This is a genomic window from Acinetobacter sp. ANC 4862, assembly GCF_004336635.1.
In the GTDB taxonomy this organism is placed as follows: Bacteria; Pseudomonadota; Gammaproteobacteria; order Pseudomonadales; family Moraxellaceae; genus Acinetobacter.
The window spans coordinates 1-17,412 of record NZ_SJXH01000006.1; the positions used below are offsets into that span (position 1 = coordinate 1).

Sequence of the window (17,412 nt, forward strand, 5' to 3'; positions counted from 1 at the left end):
GACAGCGGAAAAGAATTGAAACTTTAATTGGCTTATTGAAAGAAAAATACCATTTAGTAAGCAGTAAACATCGGGCTATTTCCGGTTTCCTAGCAGGCATATTTTCTTCTCTATGTGCCTATCAACTCTGTCAGAAGAATAAGCCAAAAATTCATGTCGTTAGAAATTTAGCTTATCCGTAACTAGGGTTATATAAAAAGAAATCACATAAAATACGAGAACTAAAAGGCTTGGACCAACTTGAGTAAAACCTTCAGATTTACCCCCCAAAAATATGTATTCAATCTTTCAAATGTAAAATGACACCAAGCACTTTTTAAAAAAATGCAGGACTATATTTTTGAATAAATTGAATGGTTTGTTCAAATGTTTGCTGACTTGCCTTTTTACTCATCATGAATTGATATTCATGTACCAAAAACTCTTTGGAGTCTGGATAAAATACGTCGGTTACGGGTATTTTCTGGTTCATCAAGGCTTGTACAAAAGGAACCGATTGGGTTTTGGTTAAGAAGTCTTTATTTCCACCACTAATAAATACCGGCGGATAATTTGCTGTTAAATATTGAATCGGAGAAATACTTTTTAAAAATTCCGCATCGTCTTTTTTATTGCCTGTATAGGCTTGAACCAAGTTAAATACGCCCCATTCAATTAATTTCAGTTCATTGGGTGCAGTATTGATAAAAGCATTCATATCATAAATACCGCAATGTAAAATCAAGCCTTTAATCTGGTCGCGTTGAATCAATGGCGTAATATTAGACTGCCGCGCAAAATCAGGATTACTGATTAACGCTGCATAATGACTGGCTAAATTCGCACCTGCAGAATCACCCGCCAAATAAATTTGATTAGCATTAATATGATATTCCTGCGCATGCTCGGTTATAAATTTTAAAGCCTGATTAATTTGTAGCAGCTGATTTGGATAAATCACTTTGGGTGCAAATTGATATTGCACTGAAACCACGTTATAACCTTGATCAGCCAAAAGTTTAAAGTAACCTCGCGCGTGCTCTTTAGAACCTGAAACCCATCCACCGCCATGAATCCAGACTACGGTTGGACGCGGCTCAAGCTGCATCACATTTTTGGGCTGATACACATCCAAAGTTAATGATGCTTCCTGCATATACATTATATTTTTCTGTACCAAAATCTCTTGTGGTGCATATTTATCGATCATCTTTTTTTGCACATTGGTGGAAGCATTAAAAACACTCGCAATCACCTTGGTATTACTTTGTGTATTCTGACAACCACTACTGTGTAGAACAGCAATTAGACACAGACTTAAACTTAAAAATTTTGAATACACAGGCTTCCCTTATTGAACTTATTTCGCCTGCAATTTGCTGGAGACGGTCACATTTTTGGGCATTTTAATCCCTGTTTAAACATTTAGAAATACTTATGCGAATGTTGAGCTTTTCACTCAGATTTAAATGCAAAACAGAACACACTTATATCCATGATATTTATATAATTTAATGAATTTTAAATCATTTTTCACAGACTAAATTGATCATTTAAAGACAATGTGCTATCTATAATTGATAGCTACATAATAAACACCAAGGAACAAGTCTTATGTCTTATCAAAATATTTTAGTTCCAGTTGACGGTTCTGACATTTCATTATCTGCAGTTAAAAATGCGGCTCAGATTGCCCAAGCTTTTGGTGGCCAATTAACATTAATCAGTTTAGTCACTGAAGACCCGTTTTCTGATGCAGACTTTTACTATCCGTCTCCCATTATGAAAGAATATTTCGTTCAGGCATATGCCAATGCTGAAAAAGCATTGAAACAGGCTCAAGCCATTGCCAGCGAAAATGGTATTTCTGCCAACACTCAAATCGTGAAAGGGAATGTTTCTGAAGAGAGCATTATTGAAACCGCAGAAAAATTGAAAATTGATCTGATTGTTATGGGTTCGCATGGTCGCAAAGGTTTTCAAAAGTTCTTGTTGGGCAGCTTTGCTCAAGATGTGTTAAAAGGCACAAAACTTCCGGTTTTAATTGTTAAAGAATAAGTATTGATCAATAAACCCTACAATTGATGTGGGGTTTATTTGGGTCGTTTAATGATCCTCTCATTTGTCATAATGACTGACTGTCACAATTAAAAATCTTTCCAATTCAGCTATATTCATAAGGATAATTTCATGACTTATAAACATATTTTAGTTCCAGTAGATGAATCTCCTATTTCTTATGCAGCTGTTGAACAGGCATTATCCTTAGCCAATGCACTTCATTGTCAAGTCACCATTACAAGTGTGATTGCGATAGATCCATTTGTGGGTGTGGACTTTTATAAAGTCGCACCTGGAATTACAGATTACTTTATACAAGCTGAAAAGAATGCGCAGTTGCGCTTGGCTGAGATCAAGCAATCATTCATTCGAGATAGCATTGATGTGGATACCAAAATTATTCGAGGTGTATCGCCTGCTGAAGGAATCATTCATGTGGCTGATGAAGTCGGTGCTGATTTAATTATTATGGGCTCGCATGGCCGTACAGGATTCAAAAAATTAATGTTAGGTAGTGTGGCACAAGCCGTACTCACCCAATCACCAATACCGGTATTAATTGTAAAAGTTTAACCATCAAAAAAGTCCCTAAATTTAGGGACTTTTTATTTGATCAGTAATAAAAGAGTCTATCTTTTAAATTCCATAAATCTAACTGTCTTTATCCAAGGCATGGGGAGCAACTTTTTTATCTGGATCATGATCACCATCACTCTTTTGACATGCTGATAAACTCATTAACATGCTTAAGCTGATGGTTAACCTAAATATTGTTTTAATCATAGTCATCCCTCATACATTTTCTAGTACCAGTCTAACTATAAAATAATCAATTCACCCATAATGATCAGTAAGCCTTTTATTTAGATTTGTATCACCTAAACTTATTCTAACTAAAGAATAATTTTCTCAATCAGTTTAAGTTGCAACCTTAATGACAATGCACAGGATTTATTTGGAAATGTACTGATGCAAAGTTTGTAGATAAGTTTCTGCTTCAATTTTGTTGTCAAAAGTTTTTTGGTACGTTCCCATCGCCTGAATATTATTCGGCGTATATTCAATCACTACAATAAAATGTCCATCACTGGTACTTTTTGAAACTCGAATAGCAATAATATGTTGAGAGTTTAAATAAAAACCATCTTCAATTTTAACTAACAAAACCAACCTCCAGTCTACTTAATAAAACGACAGGCTTAATCCAATGAAAGTCTGCTAAATAAACAAAAGCCCATCTTAATATGAGCTTTAATATTATAATTTTACACCATAAATGTGATTTAATCGACACTTTTAAAATGATCATTCAATAGAAAATATGTCTTATGATTTTATTTTTTAATTTAGTTATTCTAAATATCAAATCATTTATTCTTTCATTAAACTGCACTCTAAAAATAAAAAGCCTTTTCTCGGTTTTAATCAAGAAAAGGCTTTTTAGTCATTTAATGAATGTTAAGTTAGATACTCAACATACTATTTAAAGTTTCTGAAACGTTTTTAGATTTCACTTGTGGTTTTAAAGCTTCCAGTGCAGTTTTGACTTCTGTACGTTGTGGCTCTGCCAAGGTGTACCAGCGAGAAAGCACTTGCAGTAAACGCGAACCGACAATCGGGTTTTTCTCATCCAGATATTTAGCCAGATCAATAAAATGCTGAACACCAAAGCTCCATGTATTGACTGGATTAGCATTTAAACCACCGCTCACTGAACGAATACGGTTTGGTGTACCCAAATCATAATCAGGATGCGAGGTTAAGTATTTGATGGTTTCTGCATTTGCTTTCGGATGTGCTGCCTGAACCATAAACCATTGATCTAAAGACAAAGCTTCATCTTCAAAGCGGCTATAGAAGTCTGCCAAAGCTTCTTTGGCTTGTGGTGCATCATTCCAAACCAAGACTTTAAGCGCACCCAAACGTTCAGACATGTTGCCTGTGTGATACTGCTCATAAGCCAGATCAAAAGCAAAGGCATCCCCCTGACGTGCAATCATACTGAGCATGATATTTCTGAGTGCACGAACACCCATCGCTTGAGAGAATTCACTTTGCATATCTGGATCTAATTCCAGGTAAGTCTCTTTGCAGAAGGCACCCAATTCACGTGCCAATGTGTCTAGCAAAGCATTACGCTGTTCTTGAACCACTTCAGGACGATACTCACTGTCGATCCGGCTACCCAAATAGCCTTCTGTAGGGACATCAAACAAGCGTGATGCCAGCAGTGGATCTTTTTGAATGACTTCCGGCAAAGTATTTTTCATGGCTTGAATATAAATATCAGCATCATGACCATTTAATAAAATACGTTCCAGCAAAGTTTGAGTGGCTTGCCATTGGTTGAAACCGTTGGTTTCATATTGCATCAAGAAAGCCAGTTCTTCATCGGAATAGTTAAAGTCCAGATTGACCGGTGCAGAGAAATTACGCAGTAATGACACCACAGGTTTTGCGGTTACGCCGGTAAATTCAATGGTTGCCTCATTTTGATCAAATAAATACACACCATCCTTAACCCCATTTTCAAATAGTGCTTCAAATTGCAGGGTATATTGCTCACCTGTTTCTGCATTAAAGAGTGCCAAAGCTACCGGGATGGGTACAGCTTTTAGGTTTGGATATTTTGCATTGGCTTTTAAACTTTGTTTAAAGCTTAAACGGTAGGTTTGAGTTGCAGCATCGTACTCGCCTTTGGCTTCCAGTTTTGGTGTGCCGGGTTGATTGTACCAAATCAGGAAGGCAGATAAATCAACACCAGAACCCACAGTCAATGCTGAAACCCAGTCTTCAACCGTCACTGCCTGACCGTCATGACGGCGGAAGTATTCGTCGGTGCCTTGACGGAATTTTTCTTTACCAAGCAAGGTTGCCATCATGCGGTTAATTTCCGCACCTTTTTCATACACAGTTGCGGTATAGAAGTTATTAATTTCGACAAAGTGATCTGGACGTGGCGGATGCGATAACGGACCTGAATCTTCAGGGAATTGATGTGCTTTCAACACGGCAACATCATCAATACGCTGTACCGCTGCCGATTGTAAATCTTCCGAGAATGACTGATCACGGAATACCGTCAAGCCTTCTTTTAAGCACAGCTGGAACCAGTCCCGGCAAGTAATCCGGTTACCGGTCCAGTTATGGAAGTATTCATGTGCAATTACAGACTGTACCCGCATAATTGCGGCATCAGTGGTGAATTCTTCATCGGCAAGCACACAAGACGTATTAAAGATATTTAAACCTTTATTTTCCATGGCACCCATATTGAATGCGCTGGTTGCCACAATCATATAGTTGTCAAGATCATACGGACGACCATAATGTTCTTCATCCCATTGCATAGAATGTTTCAGCGCTTCCATGGCAATGTGACATTTTGGAATATCTTTTTCTACCGCATAAATTTCTAAAGAAACATTGCGACCTTCCGAAGTCACATAAGAATCTTTCAATACAGCCAAATCACCAATCACGCAGGCAAACAAATAGCTTGGTTTCTTGGTCGGATCTTCCCAAATGGTATAGTGACGACCTTCGCCTGCCTCACCCGCTTCCATCAAGTTACCATTAGCCAAAAGTACCGGGAATTTTTTATCGGCTTCTACGCGTGTGGTAAAGACAGACAGGACATCCGGACGGTCTGGATAAAAGGTAATTTTACGGAAACCTTCAGGTTCGTTTTGAGTAACAAATAAATCGTCGCCAGCTTGGTACAAACCTTCAAGTTGCGTGTTGCTTTCAGGATGAATCACCACTGCAGTTTCAAGAATGACTTCATTTGGTGCATTGGCAATCACCAGCTGTTCAGCATCCAGTGTGTAGTCTGCTTCGGTTAATCGCTTACCGTTTAAAGTAATGGATTTTAATTCCAGGTCACGACCCAACAGGACCAAATCCCCTGCAGTCTGGCGCTTCATCACCAATGTTGCGTTTACATCGGTATGATCTGTATGAACCTGAATATCCAAGTTGATTGAATCAACCAAAAAAGAGGGTTTTTGATAGTCTTTTAAATAAACAGTTTGGTCTGCTTCAACCACTGGGTTTGCCGCGATATTCATATAATGTCCTAATCCTGTAGTTCTTGAGCCAAGACTTTGTTTTGTGTGAATGCTTCGATCATACGACAACTTTCACAATCTGTCTGTGCGATTGATTTGAGTTATATATGGGCGCATTGCTCACAATTTTCAATTCGTTGTCTGAACATCGGTACAATTAATATTTCAGTTGCTTACTTATCATACGTACAGTTAAAAATCATGCGCCATAACTCCAACGTCTTTCAGAAATGTAAGTAGAAAATCTCTGTATTTTGATATCTGTTTATATTATTTGAGCAAGATTTAGCTGGCTTATAAACTGGCATAACTCAAAGTGACAGATATTTTCAAGATGAATACATTTTGAGCACGTTTCTTGCTTGTATATATTTGTGTAAAGCGCACTATAAAATCAGATCAAAATTAGAAGAGGTGTTCCATGTATTTAAAAGACCATATTGTCCGTGTGGAAAATATCAAGACCATGCAAACTCTCGACGCTGCCGGAATCGACCATAAAGTGATTGCCATGTTTATGAGCTGTGAAGGTATTCCAATGCAATCGCCCGATATTTGCGCAATTTTGAACAATTACGATTCATTAGGCAGCAAAAAAATTCCATCTAAAAAGGTTCAGGCGTTAATCAATGCAAAGCAACTAGGCGAGGAGGATGAGTCATTACCTTGCCCTGCTTCATATTAATTAAAGAATTCCCCCCCTCAGACAGTCCCTGCTTTTGTGGAGATGGAAGACCGGCCGCTTCATCTCCACATCAAGGAACAATAAATACTTAGGCTATTTTTCTAGCGCAAAGTTCGCTTATATTTTCCTGCTTGCATTTATTGTTCATTCAGCGCTATTCAATCACGTTACAATAAAAGAGATGTGTATAATCGTTTGAATGATTAACCAGACTTGTGATTGACTCTTTCCATGCTCCTTCAGATTCTGCAAAAACAGTTAGATGAAAGTACATCATGCCCTTTGTGTCAGGCATCCATGTTCTGGATTGAAGCAGAACAGTACGATCAAGCACTTAATTTTCATGAATGTAGTCACTGCCAGCATCGGGTCTTTCAGGATGGGCGCACCAACTGTCATTGTGACAAATGCCTGGTCAATCGAAAAAAAATGCTCACCGAAACGCGTCTGCAAGAGCAGCGCAAAATCAAATCGAAAAATAAAGATAATGTCGAATATCAACTAGACCAGATCAGCTTTCTTAATAAATTGTTTTTACTGAGTATTCTGGACAATCAGGTTCAGGAACATACCACGCATCATGAATATATTGATTGGGAAAGCATTAAATACCATTCCATTACCCCGAATTATTTATTCCAAAATTATTTGGTCAAGCAACTGGTTAAAGAACAAATCCTGATTGCCAAAGATTTTGCCACTGAGGCACATCATTACTATGTCAATGTGCGTTTAGATGGTTATTCTGAACCAAGTCTGTTTAGCATCACCCAGCAACTTCGCAACTGGTTTTATGAAAATTTAACCATGGGCGTGCCCTTTAAAAATGCCGATGAAGTTAAAAATGTACTTTATTTAGTGCTGTATCAGGAAATTATTCAGTTTGCCCAGTTTTATTGCCGAACTTGGGGGATCCAAATTGCCGGCAACAACAGTTTTCAGACCTTTTGTTATCGCCTGATGGATTCATTGGCGGTGGGGCAAATTTATTATCTGGTGCAAACCGCTTTGGAATATTTGCATCAACAGAAAGCCCTGCAAGTACGGAATGAAAACTTTATTAATACCAACTTGCTAAAGAAAACCTTGCAGCAATATCGTGACCGTGCCATAACCGAAAAATGGGAAACATCCACCCTGCCGCGTCCTCACAATATTCCGTTTAGCAAGATGAGTGAAATCCTGTTTTTCCGCTTTCTAGGCTATGATGAAAGTATATTTTTCCAGCCGATTTGGCGGATCTGGAAAAAGATTGAACCCCGCTTAAGCTTCTATTCACAAAAACGCTGTATGTATTGCGGTTCCAATGAGCTTACTGTGGATTATGATGCTGAAAATTATGTGACACTCTATTGTCGCACCTGTAAGCATCAAGACCACTATTTTACCCAATAAAATTTCACCCAATAGATGGTGAGCCATATGTCTAATCTCTCCAATCCCATGTATAACTTAAGGAATAATCCCATGGATCAAACTTCAACATTGATCGAGCATATTGTTGAAGCATGGACACAGCTGCAAACGGAGCAGCCTTTGGTGCAATGTATTACCAATAGCGTTGCAGCCAATTATGCAGCCAATGTTTTGCTGGCTGCCGGCGCTTCACCTGCGATGATTGACAATCCATTCGAAGCCGAAAGTTTTACCAGTATTTCCGCTGCACTGAGCATTAATCTGGGTACGCCCACCAATGAACAAATGCAGGCGATGCAAATTTCTGCACAAACGGCGCAACGAACTGATACGCCTTGGGTACTCGATCCAGTCGGTTATGGTCCCGTTTTAAAATGGCGCTCGGATATGGTGGATGAGTTACTGCAATACCATCCAACGGTTATTCGGGGTAATGCTTCAGAAATTAGCACCCTTGCAGGCAATCAGGTGCTCTCCAAAGGCGTGGATAGCACACTGGATAGCGCAGATGTTTATAGCCAGGCCAAAGTACTGTTAGCACATGCTGAATGCATTGCCATTTCGGGTGAATCGGATTTTATTTTAAGCAAAGAACTTGATGCCGTGATTCAGGTCAATGGTGGCTCTTATTTACAGCCGAAAGTCACCGCAACAGGCTGTGCGCTCGGTGCTCTAATCGCGGCTTACTGTGCGGTAACTACACCGACTATTGCCACCGTTGCGGCACATACGCATTTTGCCATTGCAGGAAAATTGGCATTTGAAAAGGCGCAAACGATTGGTCAGTTTAATGTTGCATTCATGGATTACATCCACAGTTTAAATCCAGATCTAATTCAGCAATATGCCGATATCAAAATTCTTGAAATCTAAAAAATTATCCATGTTGATGACTCTGCATAGATCTTTATTTTAGTTTTTAAACAGCAGCGTAAAACCGTTTTTCAGCAGGACATACTCAATGGAACTTAGACATTTACGTTACTTTGTGGCGCTGGCTGAAGAACTCAATTTTACCCGTGCTGCACAAAAACTCTGTACCGTACAACCTTCCCTCAGCCAGCAAATTAAAGATCTTGAAGAAGAAGTCGGTGTACAACTCATTGACCGCAGTGCACGAAAAATAGCCTTGACTGCAGAAGGTCAAGGCTTTCTAAAATATGCCCTGGAATCGATTAAATACGCAGAACTTGCAGTCGCTCATGCACGTCAAATCGCCAATCAAGGTCAGCAACAGCTGTTTATTGGCGTATTGCACGTTGCGGAAATGACCATCATCCCTCAAGTCATTCAACAGGTTCGTGCTCAATTTCCACAAGTCGATCTTAAAATCAGAAGTTTATCCTGTAGCGAACAGATCCAAGCATTGAAAAATTCCGAGCTGGATTTAATTTTTAGTCGCGTGTGTATGGATGATCCAGTTTACAGCAGCACGATGCTGTTTGAAGAAAAATTATTATGTGTTGCCCATCAAAATTATATTTCCAAACGTAAGATTCAGGACTTAAGACAAATTCAAAATGATGACTTTATTGTCTGCGACCAGCTCTTTTCACCAGTGTTCTATCAACAAATTCAACAGTTCACTGAAAAAGAAAATTTGAAACTGCAATATAAATATCAAGTCACCAATGCCCTGCAACATATAAATCTCATCAATATGGGTTTGGGCTGGAGCTTTATACCTGAATATGCACGGCAATTGCTGAATCCCAATGTACAGGCGATTGAACTGAAACAAGACTTGCCGACTTTACCGCTGTATGCCAGTTATCGAACAGATGCTGAAAATCCAGTTTTGCAATTTACCGCAAAAATCATTCAGCAATCTGTTCAACAACAAGTTTCAGAATAACTTTTAAAAATCTGAATTAAGCGATTTGATACTGCATTTGTTGCAGTACATGACTGAGTTTCTGCAAGGCTTCGGCATCGTCATACAATGCTTCTTGATGGCGCCATGCTACATAGCCATCCGGACGAACCAGTAACATCCCTGCTTCAGCAATTTCACAGGTTTTTTGCCAGATGCCGTAAACATCTTTAACTTCTTGCCCAATGGTCACAACATCTAGATAAGCTAAATCTAATTGTTCAGCTGCCTTTTTCCAGGCTGTACCGGATAAACCAGTCACTAAAGTAAGTTTTCCATTTCCGACGATATCCAGAGTGGAAACCTTTTGACCATTTTTCGCATCAATTAACCAGCAATGTGGAATTTTTGCCCCGGGACGTGAAGTTGCTTGTAAATACAATTGCGGATCAACTTGCCATTGCTCTTCATTTTCATCCTCCAAAACCACGACAACGGATTGATAACGCTGATTCAGCTCCACCCCTTGCGCATTGAACTCAAAGTTTTTAATTTCCAAAGCATGATTCAGCTGAGTACGCAATTCAGCCGCGTCTGCTGTTGGTGCATTCAATCGATCCAACAATTGTTGGGTGGTTTCAATACCTTGATCAAAACCGAAAACATCTTTCAGGTGCTTGTAGTCCATGCGAGACTGGTTGGCACGTGCCACAATTTGCTGTCCCACTGGCACACGCTCATCACTATAAGAGGTTAATAAATCTGCTTTCGCCCAATCTTTAATGACGAAAGCCAGTTTCCATGCCAAGTTAAATGCATCTTGAATACAGGTATTTGAACCTAAACCACTGGATGGTGGATGACGATGTACGGCATCTCCACCGCAGAAAACCCGACCGACTGAATAATGCTTGGCAAACGCCTGATTCACATACCATGCCGATACATTTTGAACTTCAATATCGACATCGTCCGTACCAATAAAAGTATGAATACGTTGGATGATTTGTTCTTGGGTATATTGCGGCTCACCTTGTGCAATATCGAAACCCCAACCGGCAATCCAGTCATTCCACGGAGAAATAGCACGCAACAAGCCCATGCCAATTTCGCCAAAGCCCGCAGCAGGATTCACAATCCAATGCAAAATGCTTGGGCGATGTTGCACATACTTAGTCAAGTCGGCTTTGAAACGGACATAAGTCGTGCCCGCACGTGCCATATGACCTTCAATCGGAAGACCAATTTTTTCAACAATTTTAGAGCGTGCCCCATCCATACCCACCAGATACTTGGCACGTACCGAATATTTGCGATTTTCCAATAGGTCTAAAAACCAGACTGTAACGCCATCATCATCTTGTTCATGATCTAGATATTCGGTGTTGTAAAATAGATTTGCACCGCGCGCAACCGCATGTTTAACCAGTAGTGCTTCCATTTCTGGTTGCACTAAATCGAATAAAGGTGAAGGACTTCCCTTTACATAATCACCATGACGTAAATCACCGGTTCCCCACGCCTGGATACGGGCAATTTCTTCGCCAATCAAACTGGTAGTGATCATGCTTTCCCCCATGTGTTGCCATGGGGTCGCCATATTTTTGGCTTCTTCTTCCAACCCAAATTCACGCAATACTTCTACTGCACGTTGATTGGTAATGTGCGCTCGTGGCGAATTTGCCAAGCCATTAAACTGGGTATAAAAACGGACTGAAATACCGTAAGTGGCTAAGGCCAAAGCCGTCGTTGCACCTGCCGGGCCGGTCCCAATCACCACAACATCCGTATCAAAAGACTGATTCAACATCCCGTTTCCTTATTTAAATCACTTCAATCTACTCATCCAAATGCTTGGATTTGCTTTTATTCAACTATAAGGAAAATGTCGAGATTATTTAAAAACTATCAAAACTAACTATAGCGATATGCATCTGAGCTATAGAAACTCAAAGCATTTTAATATTTTTAAACGTGATGAGCATTTTTTGCCTATGCTTTATTTATACAATCCGAGAAATTTAAAGTAGATAATTCAGCCCATCTCTAGAGAATAAAATTTAATACACTTTCCGATCTAAAAATAAATTCAATATGGTTTCAAAAATCGTTTTTAAATCCAATTTACAGATACACAGCAAGCCCATACCATCAAAATAGTCAGGCACATGCTGCATAAAAAAATTGATATGTGGCGTTGCCCTAGTTCTTAAACGTTGAATGTGTTCGGATGTAGTTTGCGGCATTACATAAGGATAGACAAAAATATCGTCTCGGCGCTTGCATATATCATGCTTACGCTGCTGCATCATCTCCAGAACTTTTAAATACTCTTGAGGAGTTTCTTTACCTGTACGTGGGAAGAAATTTTGTGAACGAGATGCAAAATAGGTATAAATTTTAGGCTGTATGACTGTAGGTACAAACCATAAGGGAATAGTGGGATTCCGAATCCGGTGATTAATCGCAACCCGGATTGCAGTTTTAAGTGTTCTGTTGCCTTTACGATAAACCGGTAAAATACTCGCCCGGGAGCTCACCACAAAGACAGGATGACCCTCTAGAGAAAGCTTAAGCACAGGAATAATATTTTGTCCAACTAGCGTATCTTTATGATAATAATGAACCACCAGAACTGAAACAGCGTCCTGATCATAGACAAAATCATAAATTTCATTTGCGGTCGAATTTGGAAAAATTTGCTGATCAAATTCACATATCATTTCAAAAAAACGATGTTTTTGTTCAGATGCAAGTTTTGTAAAATCTACAATCCTTTCTGTAATACGCATTAGACCCATTTAACCCTTGTTTTTATACTTTTATTATTCATCACTTTATTAATATTCAATATCCCTAGAAATAGCTATTTTAGGACGGATTAACCTGTTTGCTCTCTCCATTTTAAAGCAGCAGGTCAAAATTCATCTATTTTCTAATCATTTCAAGATAAATCAAAATGATAAAAAACCCAATAGCACCTGTCTATTGGGTTTTTAAAGCGATTGAAAAGGAAACTAATTTGAGATATTCATTATCTTTTTATAGTGTCCCCAATTACCTTTTAGCGGTGCATAATTAAAACCGATTTAATTCGATTATCATCCAGTTCCGTCACCTCAAAGTGAACACCGTGATACTCCAAATGAGTACCTAAGGTCACTTCTCCGTGCGTTTTTTCTAAAATTAGACCTGCAACACTGATATAACCGGCATCTTCTTCGACCAGATCCATCATACCAAGCTCTAATTCAAGCTGGTACACATCCAGCATGCCCGATGCTTTCCAGGTGTGATCATCAATTTTCACTAAATCCAGCTGTTCATCCGCATCAGGAAATTCTCCGGCAATGGCTTCAAACACATCTAGTGGAGAAATTAAACCTTGTACATTTCCAAACTCATCACTCACCAGAACCAATGAACCTTTCGAGGTACGCAAAGTATTAATGGCATCAATCACTTTCATTTTCGCGAAAATATAGATCGGACGATGGCGTTTGATTAAAGCTTTCAGTTGTTCCTCATCATCAATCACATCAAGCAACTCTTTAGCACGAACAACACTGATCACCTTATCCAGACTTCCACGACACACCGGAAACAAGCTATGCGGCACAGATAACACCTGTTCACGAATCTGTTCAGGACTATCTTCAATATCTACCCAAGAAATCTGGCTACGCGGTGTCATGATCGAGGCAACAGATCTTTCTGCCAGGGTTAATACCCCGCCAATCATATAACGTTCTTCATCGGCAAACGCTTCTTGAGCTTCGAAGTGTTGCGCGCTATTCGCCACCGTCTCCATTTTGCCACCCATCAATTTCAAGATGGAATCTGCTGTACGGTGACGCAGTGGAATTTTAGATTCATGTTTGGCTATATTGCGCTGACCAAATTGGTTAAATGCCTCAATTGCAATCGCAACCCCAATACCTGAATAGATATAGCCTTTCGGAATATGAAAACCAAAACCTTCTGCAATCAAGCTAATCCCAATTAACAATAAGAAGCTTAGACACAAAATCACAACGGTCGGATGTCGGTTTACAAAAGCAGTTAATGATTTGGAGGCCAGTAACATTACAGCCATGGCAACTATCATTGCCGTCATCATCACATAGATGTTGTCGACCATGCCAACTGCGGTAATCACCGAATCTAAAGAGAATACGGCATCTAACACCACAATTTGTGCAACAACAGCAGCAAAACTTGCATACACAATATTGGTAGTCACGTTAACTTCAGGTTTGCCTTCAATCTTTTCATGCAGTTCGGTCACAGCTTTATAGACCAAGAATAAACCGCCAAATAAAAGAATCAAATCTCGACCTGAGAAGGTCCAATCAAAGACCGTAATAAGCGGTTTGGTCAAAGTGACTAACCAAGAGATAGCAAACAATAAGCCCAAGCGCATAAACAAAGCGAGGGAAAGACCCACTACACGCGCTTTATCACGCTGTTCTGGAGGGAGTTTTTCTGCCAAAATGGCAATAAAAACCAGGTTATCAATACCTAAGACAATTTCTAAAACAATAAGGGTAAGTAAACCAATCCAAATTCCCGGATCTAATAAAAACTCCATTAGTTTAAATCTCCGATTTTATGAATTTGGTTAAAATTAAATGTAGACCTGCACGGCGACGGATCCATAGAGGTGACCTGTTCAACAATAGATAAATTAATTATGCACAAACTATAAAGTTTGTAATTAGATTTTTTTCATTTTCAATCACAAAAATGCCAACCTGTATAAAATACATACTCATTTTTGTGACTTATTTCATCTATTCGTCTGATTTTTTGCTTTGGAAATATAATGGATCTAACAGTTACAACCACTAAAAAATTTAAAAAAACCAAAAGATGATAATACAAGTTATTGTTTTTATGAATTTTATTACAATACTTACTTGACAAATACAGCAATTTATTAGGCATACGATCCAAATATCAGAAATTTTTTGTTAAAAAGATCAGTTCCCAAAGCTGTTTTTTTCACTAGAATAAAATACAGTCAAGATTTTTTAACTCAATAATCGATAGCTAAACTTAGATGCGCAAGTCTCTAATCCAATCAAAAAAATTTACAGGGATTATTTACTATGACAAATGAAAAAGCATTAACCTTCAATAAAACGTCGAAAACGATTGCTAATACTCGCTATGAAGGTGCATATCTTAATTTAGATTCATCATTTGATCAGCATCAAGTTAAGGTAATGGTCACACATAATAACCAAAAGTTTGAAATGCTTATGTCGGTCATTTTACAACACGGTACTCCTACGGCAACGTTAGCTTCAGAGCCTTATCAATATTCTGAAGTCCAAGAAGAAGTGTTGAAGTTTGCCCAGAGTATTGTCGGATTTCATCAAGATAAAGACAGTTACACTCTGTCTCTTCTAAACGAGCACGCTTAATTTTGATTCGTATAAGGAAGCTTATAAAGATAAGTTGCCTTATTGCATTATAAAAAACTTAATATATATTAATAAGCAATAAAAATAATTTAATATGTATTGCGAAGCAAAATAGCTTTAGATTAGAATGCTTTCGATGAAAAATTACAATTACAACAATGAATTAGGTGGTTGCCTACCATGACTAAAAAATACAGTAAATTTTTACCTTCTCCGGAAAGTTTTAGCTTAGAAAATTTTCCATATTATTGGGTTACCCAAGTCCATGCTCAATACGTTCAGAATGTCGATCACGTATTAAAAAAATATGGTTTAGATAATTCTCGTCGCCGGATTTTACTCGCGTTAAAATCAAAACCGAATGCAAGTGTGTCTGATCTTTCCGAAATGGTGGTATCCAAGATGTCAACGACCACTAAAATTGTTTATCGTTTAAAAGATGAAGGATTAGTTGATACTTACTCATGTGAAGATGATGCCCGAATTACCCGTGTAGTCTTAACGGAAAAAGGACAACAAATGACTCAGAAGATTAATGACCTCACCAATGTGGTTCTGGAACAATCTTTTGAAGGATTAACCCCCTTACAAATTGAAAAAATGATGGAAAGCCTTAAACATATTTTCAAAAATCTAGCGCACTAATTTAAGTTTAATTTAAAAAATTTAATCAGGAGTTACTTTTTTGCTTTAGCTACAAGATATGTTATTCAATAAGTTTTATTCAATTTTTCACAAAATCGTTACAATAATAAAATACAATTACAACAATTAAAAAATAGGAGAAAAATCCATGACAAAAAAATATAGTAAATTTTTACCTTGTGTTGACGATTTTAGTTTAGATAATTTTCCATTTTATTGGGTTACCCAAGTACACGCTCAACATGTACAAAACGTAGATCATGCGTTGAAAAAATATGGTTTAGATAATTCTCGTCGCCGTATTTTACTTGCATTGAAAGCGAAATCGCACGCAAGCGTTTCAGACTTATCTGAAATGATTATTTCTAAAATGTCGACAACCACCAAAATTGTCTATCGCCTAAAAGATGAAGGATTAGTTGATACTTACTCATGTGAAGATGATGCCCGAATTACCCGTGTTTTTTTAACAGAGAAAGGACAACAAATGACCCAAAAGATTAATGACCTCACCAATGTGGTTTTGGAACAATCTTTTGATGGCTTGACCCCATTACAAATAGACAAAATGATGGAAAGCCTGAAGCATATTTTCAAAAATTTAGCACGTTAAGCCAAGCTTAATCGAAAAAATTCAGTTGAGGCGTTATTTTTTTGATTTTTGCTTTAGGTACATGTGAGCACTCAAATTCATCTTCAGGAAACCCTTCTACAAATGATCGGATATCCGGAGATTTCCAACTTAGCCATTCATTTAAACGCTCGTGAGGAATAACGATCACTGAGCGTTTAACATTTCCAGGCTCATGAAATTCTTTCATCATGGGATGATCTATTGCATCCATCGTGATCATGGTGGCTGAACGAACCACTTCATCCCCGATCTTACAGATTTCATAAAGTGCTGCAATAAAAATAGCTTGACCATCTTTCCGACGTACACCCCAACGTTGTGGCTTATGATCAAAATATTTGGACTCGTAAAACTCAGCCACCGGAATGACACCAAATTTATATTTCATCACAGCATTATTAAAAGTAGGTTTCTGAATCAAGGTCTCACTGCGGGCGTTATAAGTTTTAGATGCAATTGTTTTATCTTCTGCCCATTTCGGCACGAGACCAAACATCACTTTACGCCACTCAAGACCTTGTTGTGATTTAAACAATAAAGGCAAGTCATAACCCGGATAGACTTCTTCCGGATACTCAAAAGGAATATCCGGTAGCTTTAAATCCTGCAATTGTTTGAGAGTCAATGGTTTGAAGTTTGCGCACATAGCATAGGTATTAAATTAAACTTATTCGATTATA

At 38.3% G+C, this 17,412-nt stretch carries 16 protein-coding genes and 1 pseudogene; 10 read left to right on the top strand and 7 right to left on the bottom strand.

Going from position 1 to position 17,412, the window contains the following annotated elements:
• A pseudogene (locus tag E0409_RS04005) lies at positions 1-182 on the top strand (IS982 family transposase); the annotation flags it as partial.
• Between the two features lie 134 nt (positions 183-316).
• Here the strand turns inward: E0409_RS04005 and E0409_RS04010 are convergent.
• On the bottom strand, positions 317-1,321 hold the full coding sequence (locus tag E0409_RS04010; protein ID WP_131287921.1) for an alpha/beta hydrolase: 1,005 nt from the start codon (positions 1,319-1,321) through the stop codon (positions 317-319).
• A gap of 272 nt (positions 1,322-1,593) precedes the next feature.
• On the opposite strand from E0409_RS04010, the gene E0409_RS04015 reads away from it, so the two are divergent.
• Both E0409_RS04015 and E0409_RS04020 read left to right on the top strand, forming a co-directional pair.
• Positions 1,594-2,037 (top strand): universal stress protein, encoded by a 444-nt coding sequence (locus E0409_RS04015; protein ID WP_131287924.1) that lies wholly within the window; start codon positions 1,594-1,596, stop codon positions 2,035-2,037.
• A gap of 132 nt (positions 2,038-2,169) precedes the next feature.
• Positions 2,170-2,613 carry a universal stress protein gene (locus tag E0409_RS04020; RefSeq protein WP_131287927.1) on the top strand — a complete coding sequence of 148 codons (444 nt, stop codon included), beginning with the start codon at positions 2,170-2,172 and terminating at the stop codon, positions 2,611-2,613.
• Positions 2,614-2,991: 378 nt separating this feature from the next.
• Here the strand turns inward: E0409_RS04020 and E0409_RS04025 are convergent, their stop codons facing one another.
• Together E0409_RS04025 and pepN are read right to left on the bottom strand one after the other, a co-directional pair.
• A complete protein-coding gene (locus E0409_RS04025) occupies positions 2,992-3,204 on the bottom strand; it encodes a hypothetical protein (protein ID WP_131287930.1) in 213 nt (70 codons plus the stop codon).
• Between the two features lie 299 nt (positions 3,205-3,503).
• Positions 3,504-6,110, bottom strand: coding sequence for an aminopeptidase N (gene pepN, locus E0409_RS04030; protein WP_131287933.1), 2,607 nt, complete (start codon positions 6,108-6,110; stop codon positions 3,504-3,506).
• 421 nt (positions 6,111-6,531) lie between these two features.
• Here pepN and E0409_RS04035 point away from each other — a divergent pair, with 421 nt between their 5' ends.
• The 4 genes from E0409_RS04035 (at position 6,532) to E0409_RS04050 (ending at position 10,066) form a co-directional block, all read left to right on the top strand.
• Positions 6,532-6,795: a hypothetical protein gene (locus E0409_RS04035; protein ID WP_067726101.1), complete on the top strand. Its 264-nt coding sequence runs from the start codon at positions 6,532-6,534 to the stop codon at positions 6,793-6,795.
• A 231-nt stretch (positions 6,796-7,026) separates the two neighbouring features.
• Entirely contained in the window at positions 7,027-8,190 is a 1,164-nt protein-coding gene (locus E0409_RS04040; protein ID WP_131287936.1) for a hypothetical protein, read from the top strand.
• A 72-nt stretch (positions 8,191-8,262) separates the two neighbouring features.
• Positions 8,263-9,084, top strand: coding sequence for a hydroxyethylthiazole kinase (thiM, locus tag E0409_RS04045; protein ID WP_131287938.1), 822 nt, complete (start codon positions 8,263-8,265; stop codon positions 9,082-9,084).
• An 88-nt stretch (positions 9,085-9,172) separates the two neighbouring features.
• On the top strand, positions 9,173-10,066 hold the full coding sequence (locus E0409_RS04050; protein ID WP_131287941.1) for a LysR substrate-binding domain-containing protein: 894 nt from the start codon (positions 9,173-9,175) through the stop codon (positions 10,064-10,066).
• A gap of 16 nt (positions 10,067-10,082) precedes the next feature.
• On the opposite strand, the gene E0409_RS04055 is transcribed toward E0409_RS04050, so the two are convergent.
• The 3 genes from E0409_RS04055 to E0409_RS04065 form a co-directional block, all read right to left on the bottom strand.
• Complete coding sequence (locus tag E0409_RS04055) at positions 10,083-11,831, bottom strand: FAD-dependent monooxygenase (protein ID WP_131288246.1); 1,749 nt, start codon at positions 11,829-11,831, stop codon at positions 10,083-10,085.
• 253 nt (positions 11,832-12,084) lie between these two features.
• Positions 12,085-12,816, bottom strand: coding sequence for a hypothetical protein (locus E0409_RS04060; RefSeq protein ID WP_131287944.1), 732 nt, complete (start codon positions 12,814-12,816; stop codon positions 12,085-12,087).
• 272 nt (positions 12,817-13,088) lie between these two features.
• Positions 13,089-14,615: a TerC family protein gene (locus E0409_RS04065; protein WP_131287947.1), complete on the bottom strand. Its 1,527-nt coding sequence runs from the start codon at positions 14,613-14,615 to the stop codon at positions 13,089-13,091.
• Between the two features lie 520 nt (positions 14,616-15,135).
• Between E0409_RS04065 and E0409_RS04070 the strand changes: the two genes are divergently transcribed.
• The 3 genes from E0409_RS04070 to E0409_RS04080 all read left to right on the top strand — a co-directional run bounded on the left by E0409_RS04070 (position 15,136) and on the right by E0409_RS04080 (position 16,711).
• A complete protein-coding gene (locus E0409_RS04070; protein ID WP_131287950.1) occupies positions 15,136-15,453 on the top strand; it encodes a hypothetical protein in 318 nt (105 codons plus the stop codon).
• A 180-nt stretch (positions 15,454-15,633) separates the two neighbouring features.
• Positions 15,634-16,098, top strand: coding sequence for a MarR family winged helix-turn-helix transcriptional regulator (locus E0409_RS04075; RefSeq protein WP_131287953.1), 465 nt, complete (start codon positions 15,634-15,636; stop codon positions 16,096-16,098).
• Positions 16,099-16,246: 148 nt separating this feature from the next.
• Entirely contained in the window at positions 16,247-16,711 is a 465-nt protein-coding gene (locus tag E0409_RS04080; protein ID WP_131287957.1) for a MarR family winged helix-turn-helix transcriptional regulator, read from the top strand.
• A 7-nt stretch (positions 16,712-16,718) separates the two neighbouring features.
• Here the strand turns inward: E0409_RS04080 and E0409_RS04085 are convergent, their stop codons facing one another.
• Positions 16,719-17,378 carry an SOS response-associated peptidase gene (locus E0409_RS04085; RefSeq protein WP_131287960.1) on the bottom strand — a complete coding sequence of 220 codons (660 nt, stop codon included), beginning with the start codon at positions 17,376-17,378 and terminating at the stop codon, positions 16,719-16,721.
• Positions 17,379-17,412: the final 34 nt, after the last annotated feature.

What these genes read in the sequence shown, in the direction of transcription:
- E0409_RS04015 (WP_131287924.1), top strand. Translation starts at nt 1,594, where the DNA reads ATGTCTTATCAAAATATTTTAGTTCCAGTTGACGGTTCTGACATTTCA.
- E0409_RS04020 (WP_131287927.1), top strand. Translation starts at nt 2,170, where the DNA reads ATGACTTATAAACATATTTTAGTTCCAGTAGATGAATCTCCTATTTCT.
- pepN (WP_131287933.1), bottom strand. Translation starts at nt 6,110, where the DNA reads ATGAATATCGCGGCAAACCCAGTGGTTGAAGCAGACCAAACTGTTTAT.
- E0409_RS04035 (WP_067726101.1), top strand. Translation starts at nt 6,532, where the DNA reads ATGTATTTAAAAGACCATATTGTCCGTGTGGAAAATATCAAGACCATG.
- E0409_RS04040 (WP_131287936.1), top strand. Translation starts at nt 7,027, where the DNA reads ATGCTCCTTCAGATTCTGCAAAAACAGTTAGATGAAAGTACATCATGC.
- thiM (WP_131287938.1), top strand. Translation starts at nt 8,263, where the DNA reads ATGGATCAAACTTCAACATTGATCGAGCATATTGTTGAAGCATGGACA.
- E0409_RS04050 (WP_131287941.1), top strand. Translation starts at nt 9,173, where the DNA reads ATGGAACTTAGACATTTACGTTACTTTGTGGCGCTGGCTGAAGAACTC.
- E0409_RS04060 (WP_131287944.1), bottom strand. Translation starts at nt 12,816, where the DNA reads ATGCGTATTACAGAAAGGATTGTAGATTTTACAAAACTTGCATCTGAA.
- E0409_RS04065 (WP_131287947.1), bottom strand. Translation starts at nt 14,615, where the DNA reads ATGGAGTTTTTATTAGATCCGGGAATTTGGATTGGTTTACTTACCCTT.
- E0409_RS04070 (WP_131287950.1), top strand. Translation starts at nt 15,136, where the DNA reads ATGACAAATGAAAAAGCATTAACCTTCAATAAAACGTCGAAAACGATT.
- E0409_RS04075 (WP_131287953.1), top strand. Translation starts at nt 15,634, where the DNA reads ATGACTAAAAAATACAGTAAATTTTTACCTTCTCCGGAAAGTTTTAGC.
- E0409_RS04080 (WP_131287957.1), top strand. Translation starts at nt 16,247, where the DNA reads ATGACAAAAAAATATAGTAAATTTTTACCTTGTGTTGACGATTTTAGT.
- E0409_RS04085 (WP_131287960.1), bottom strand. Translation starts at nt 17,378, where the DNA reads ATGTGCGCAAACTTCAAACCATTGACTCTCAAACAATTGCAGGATTTA.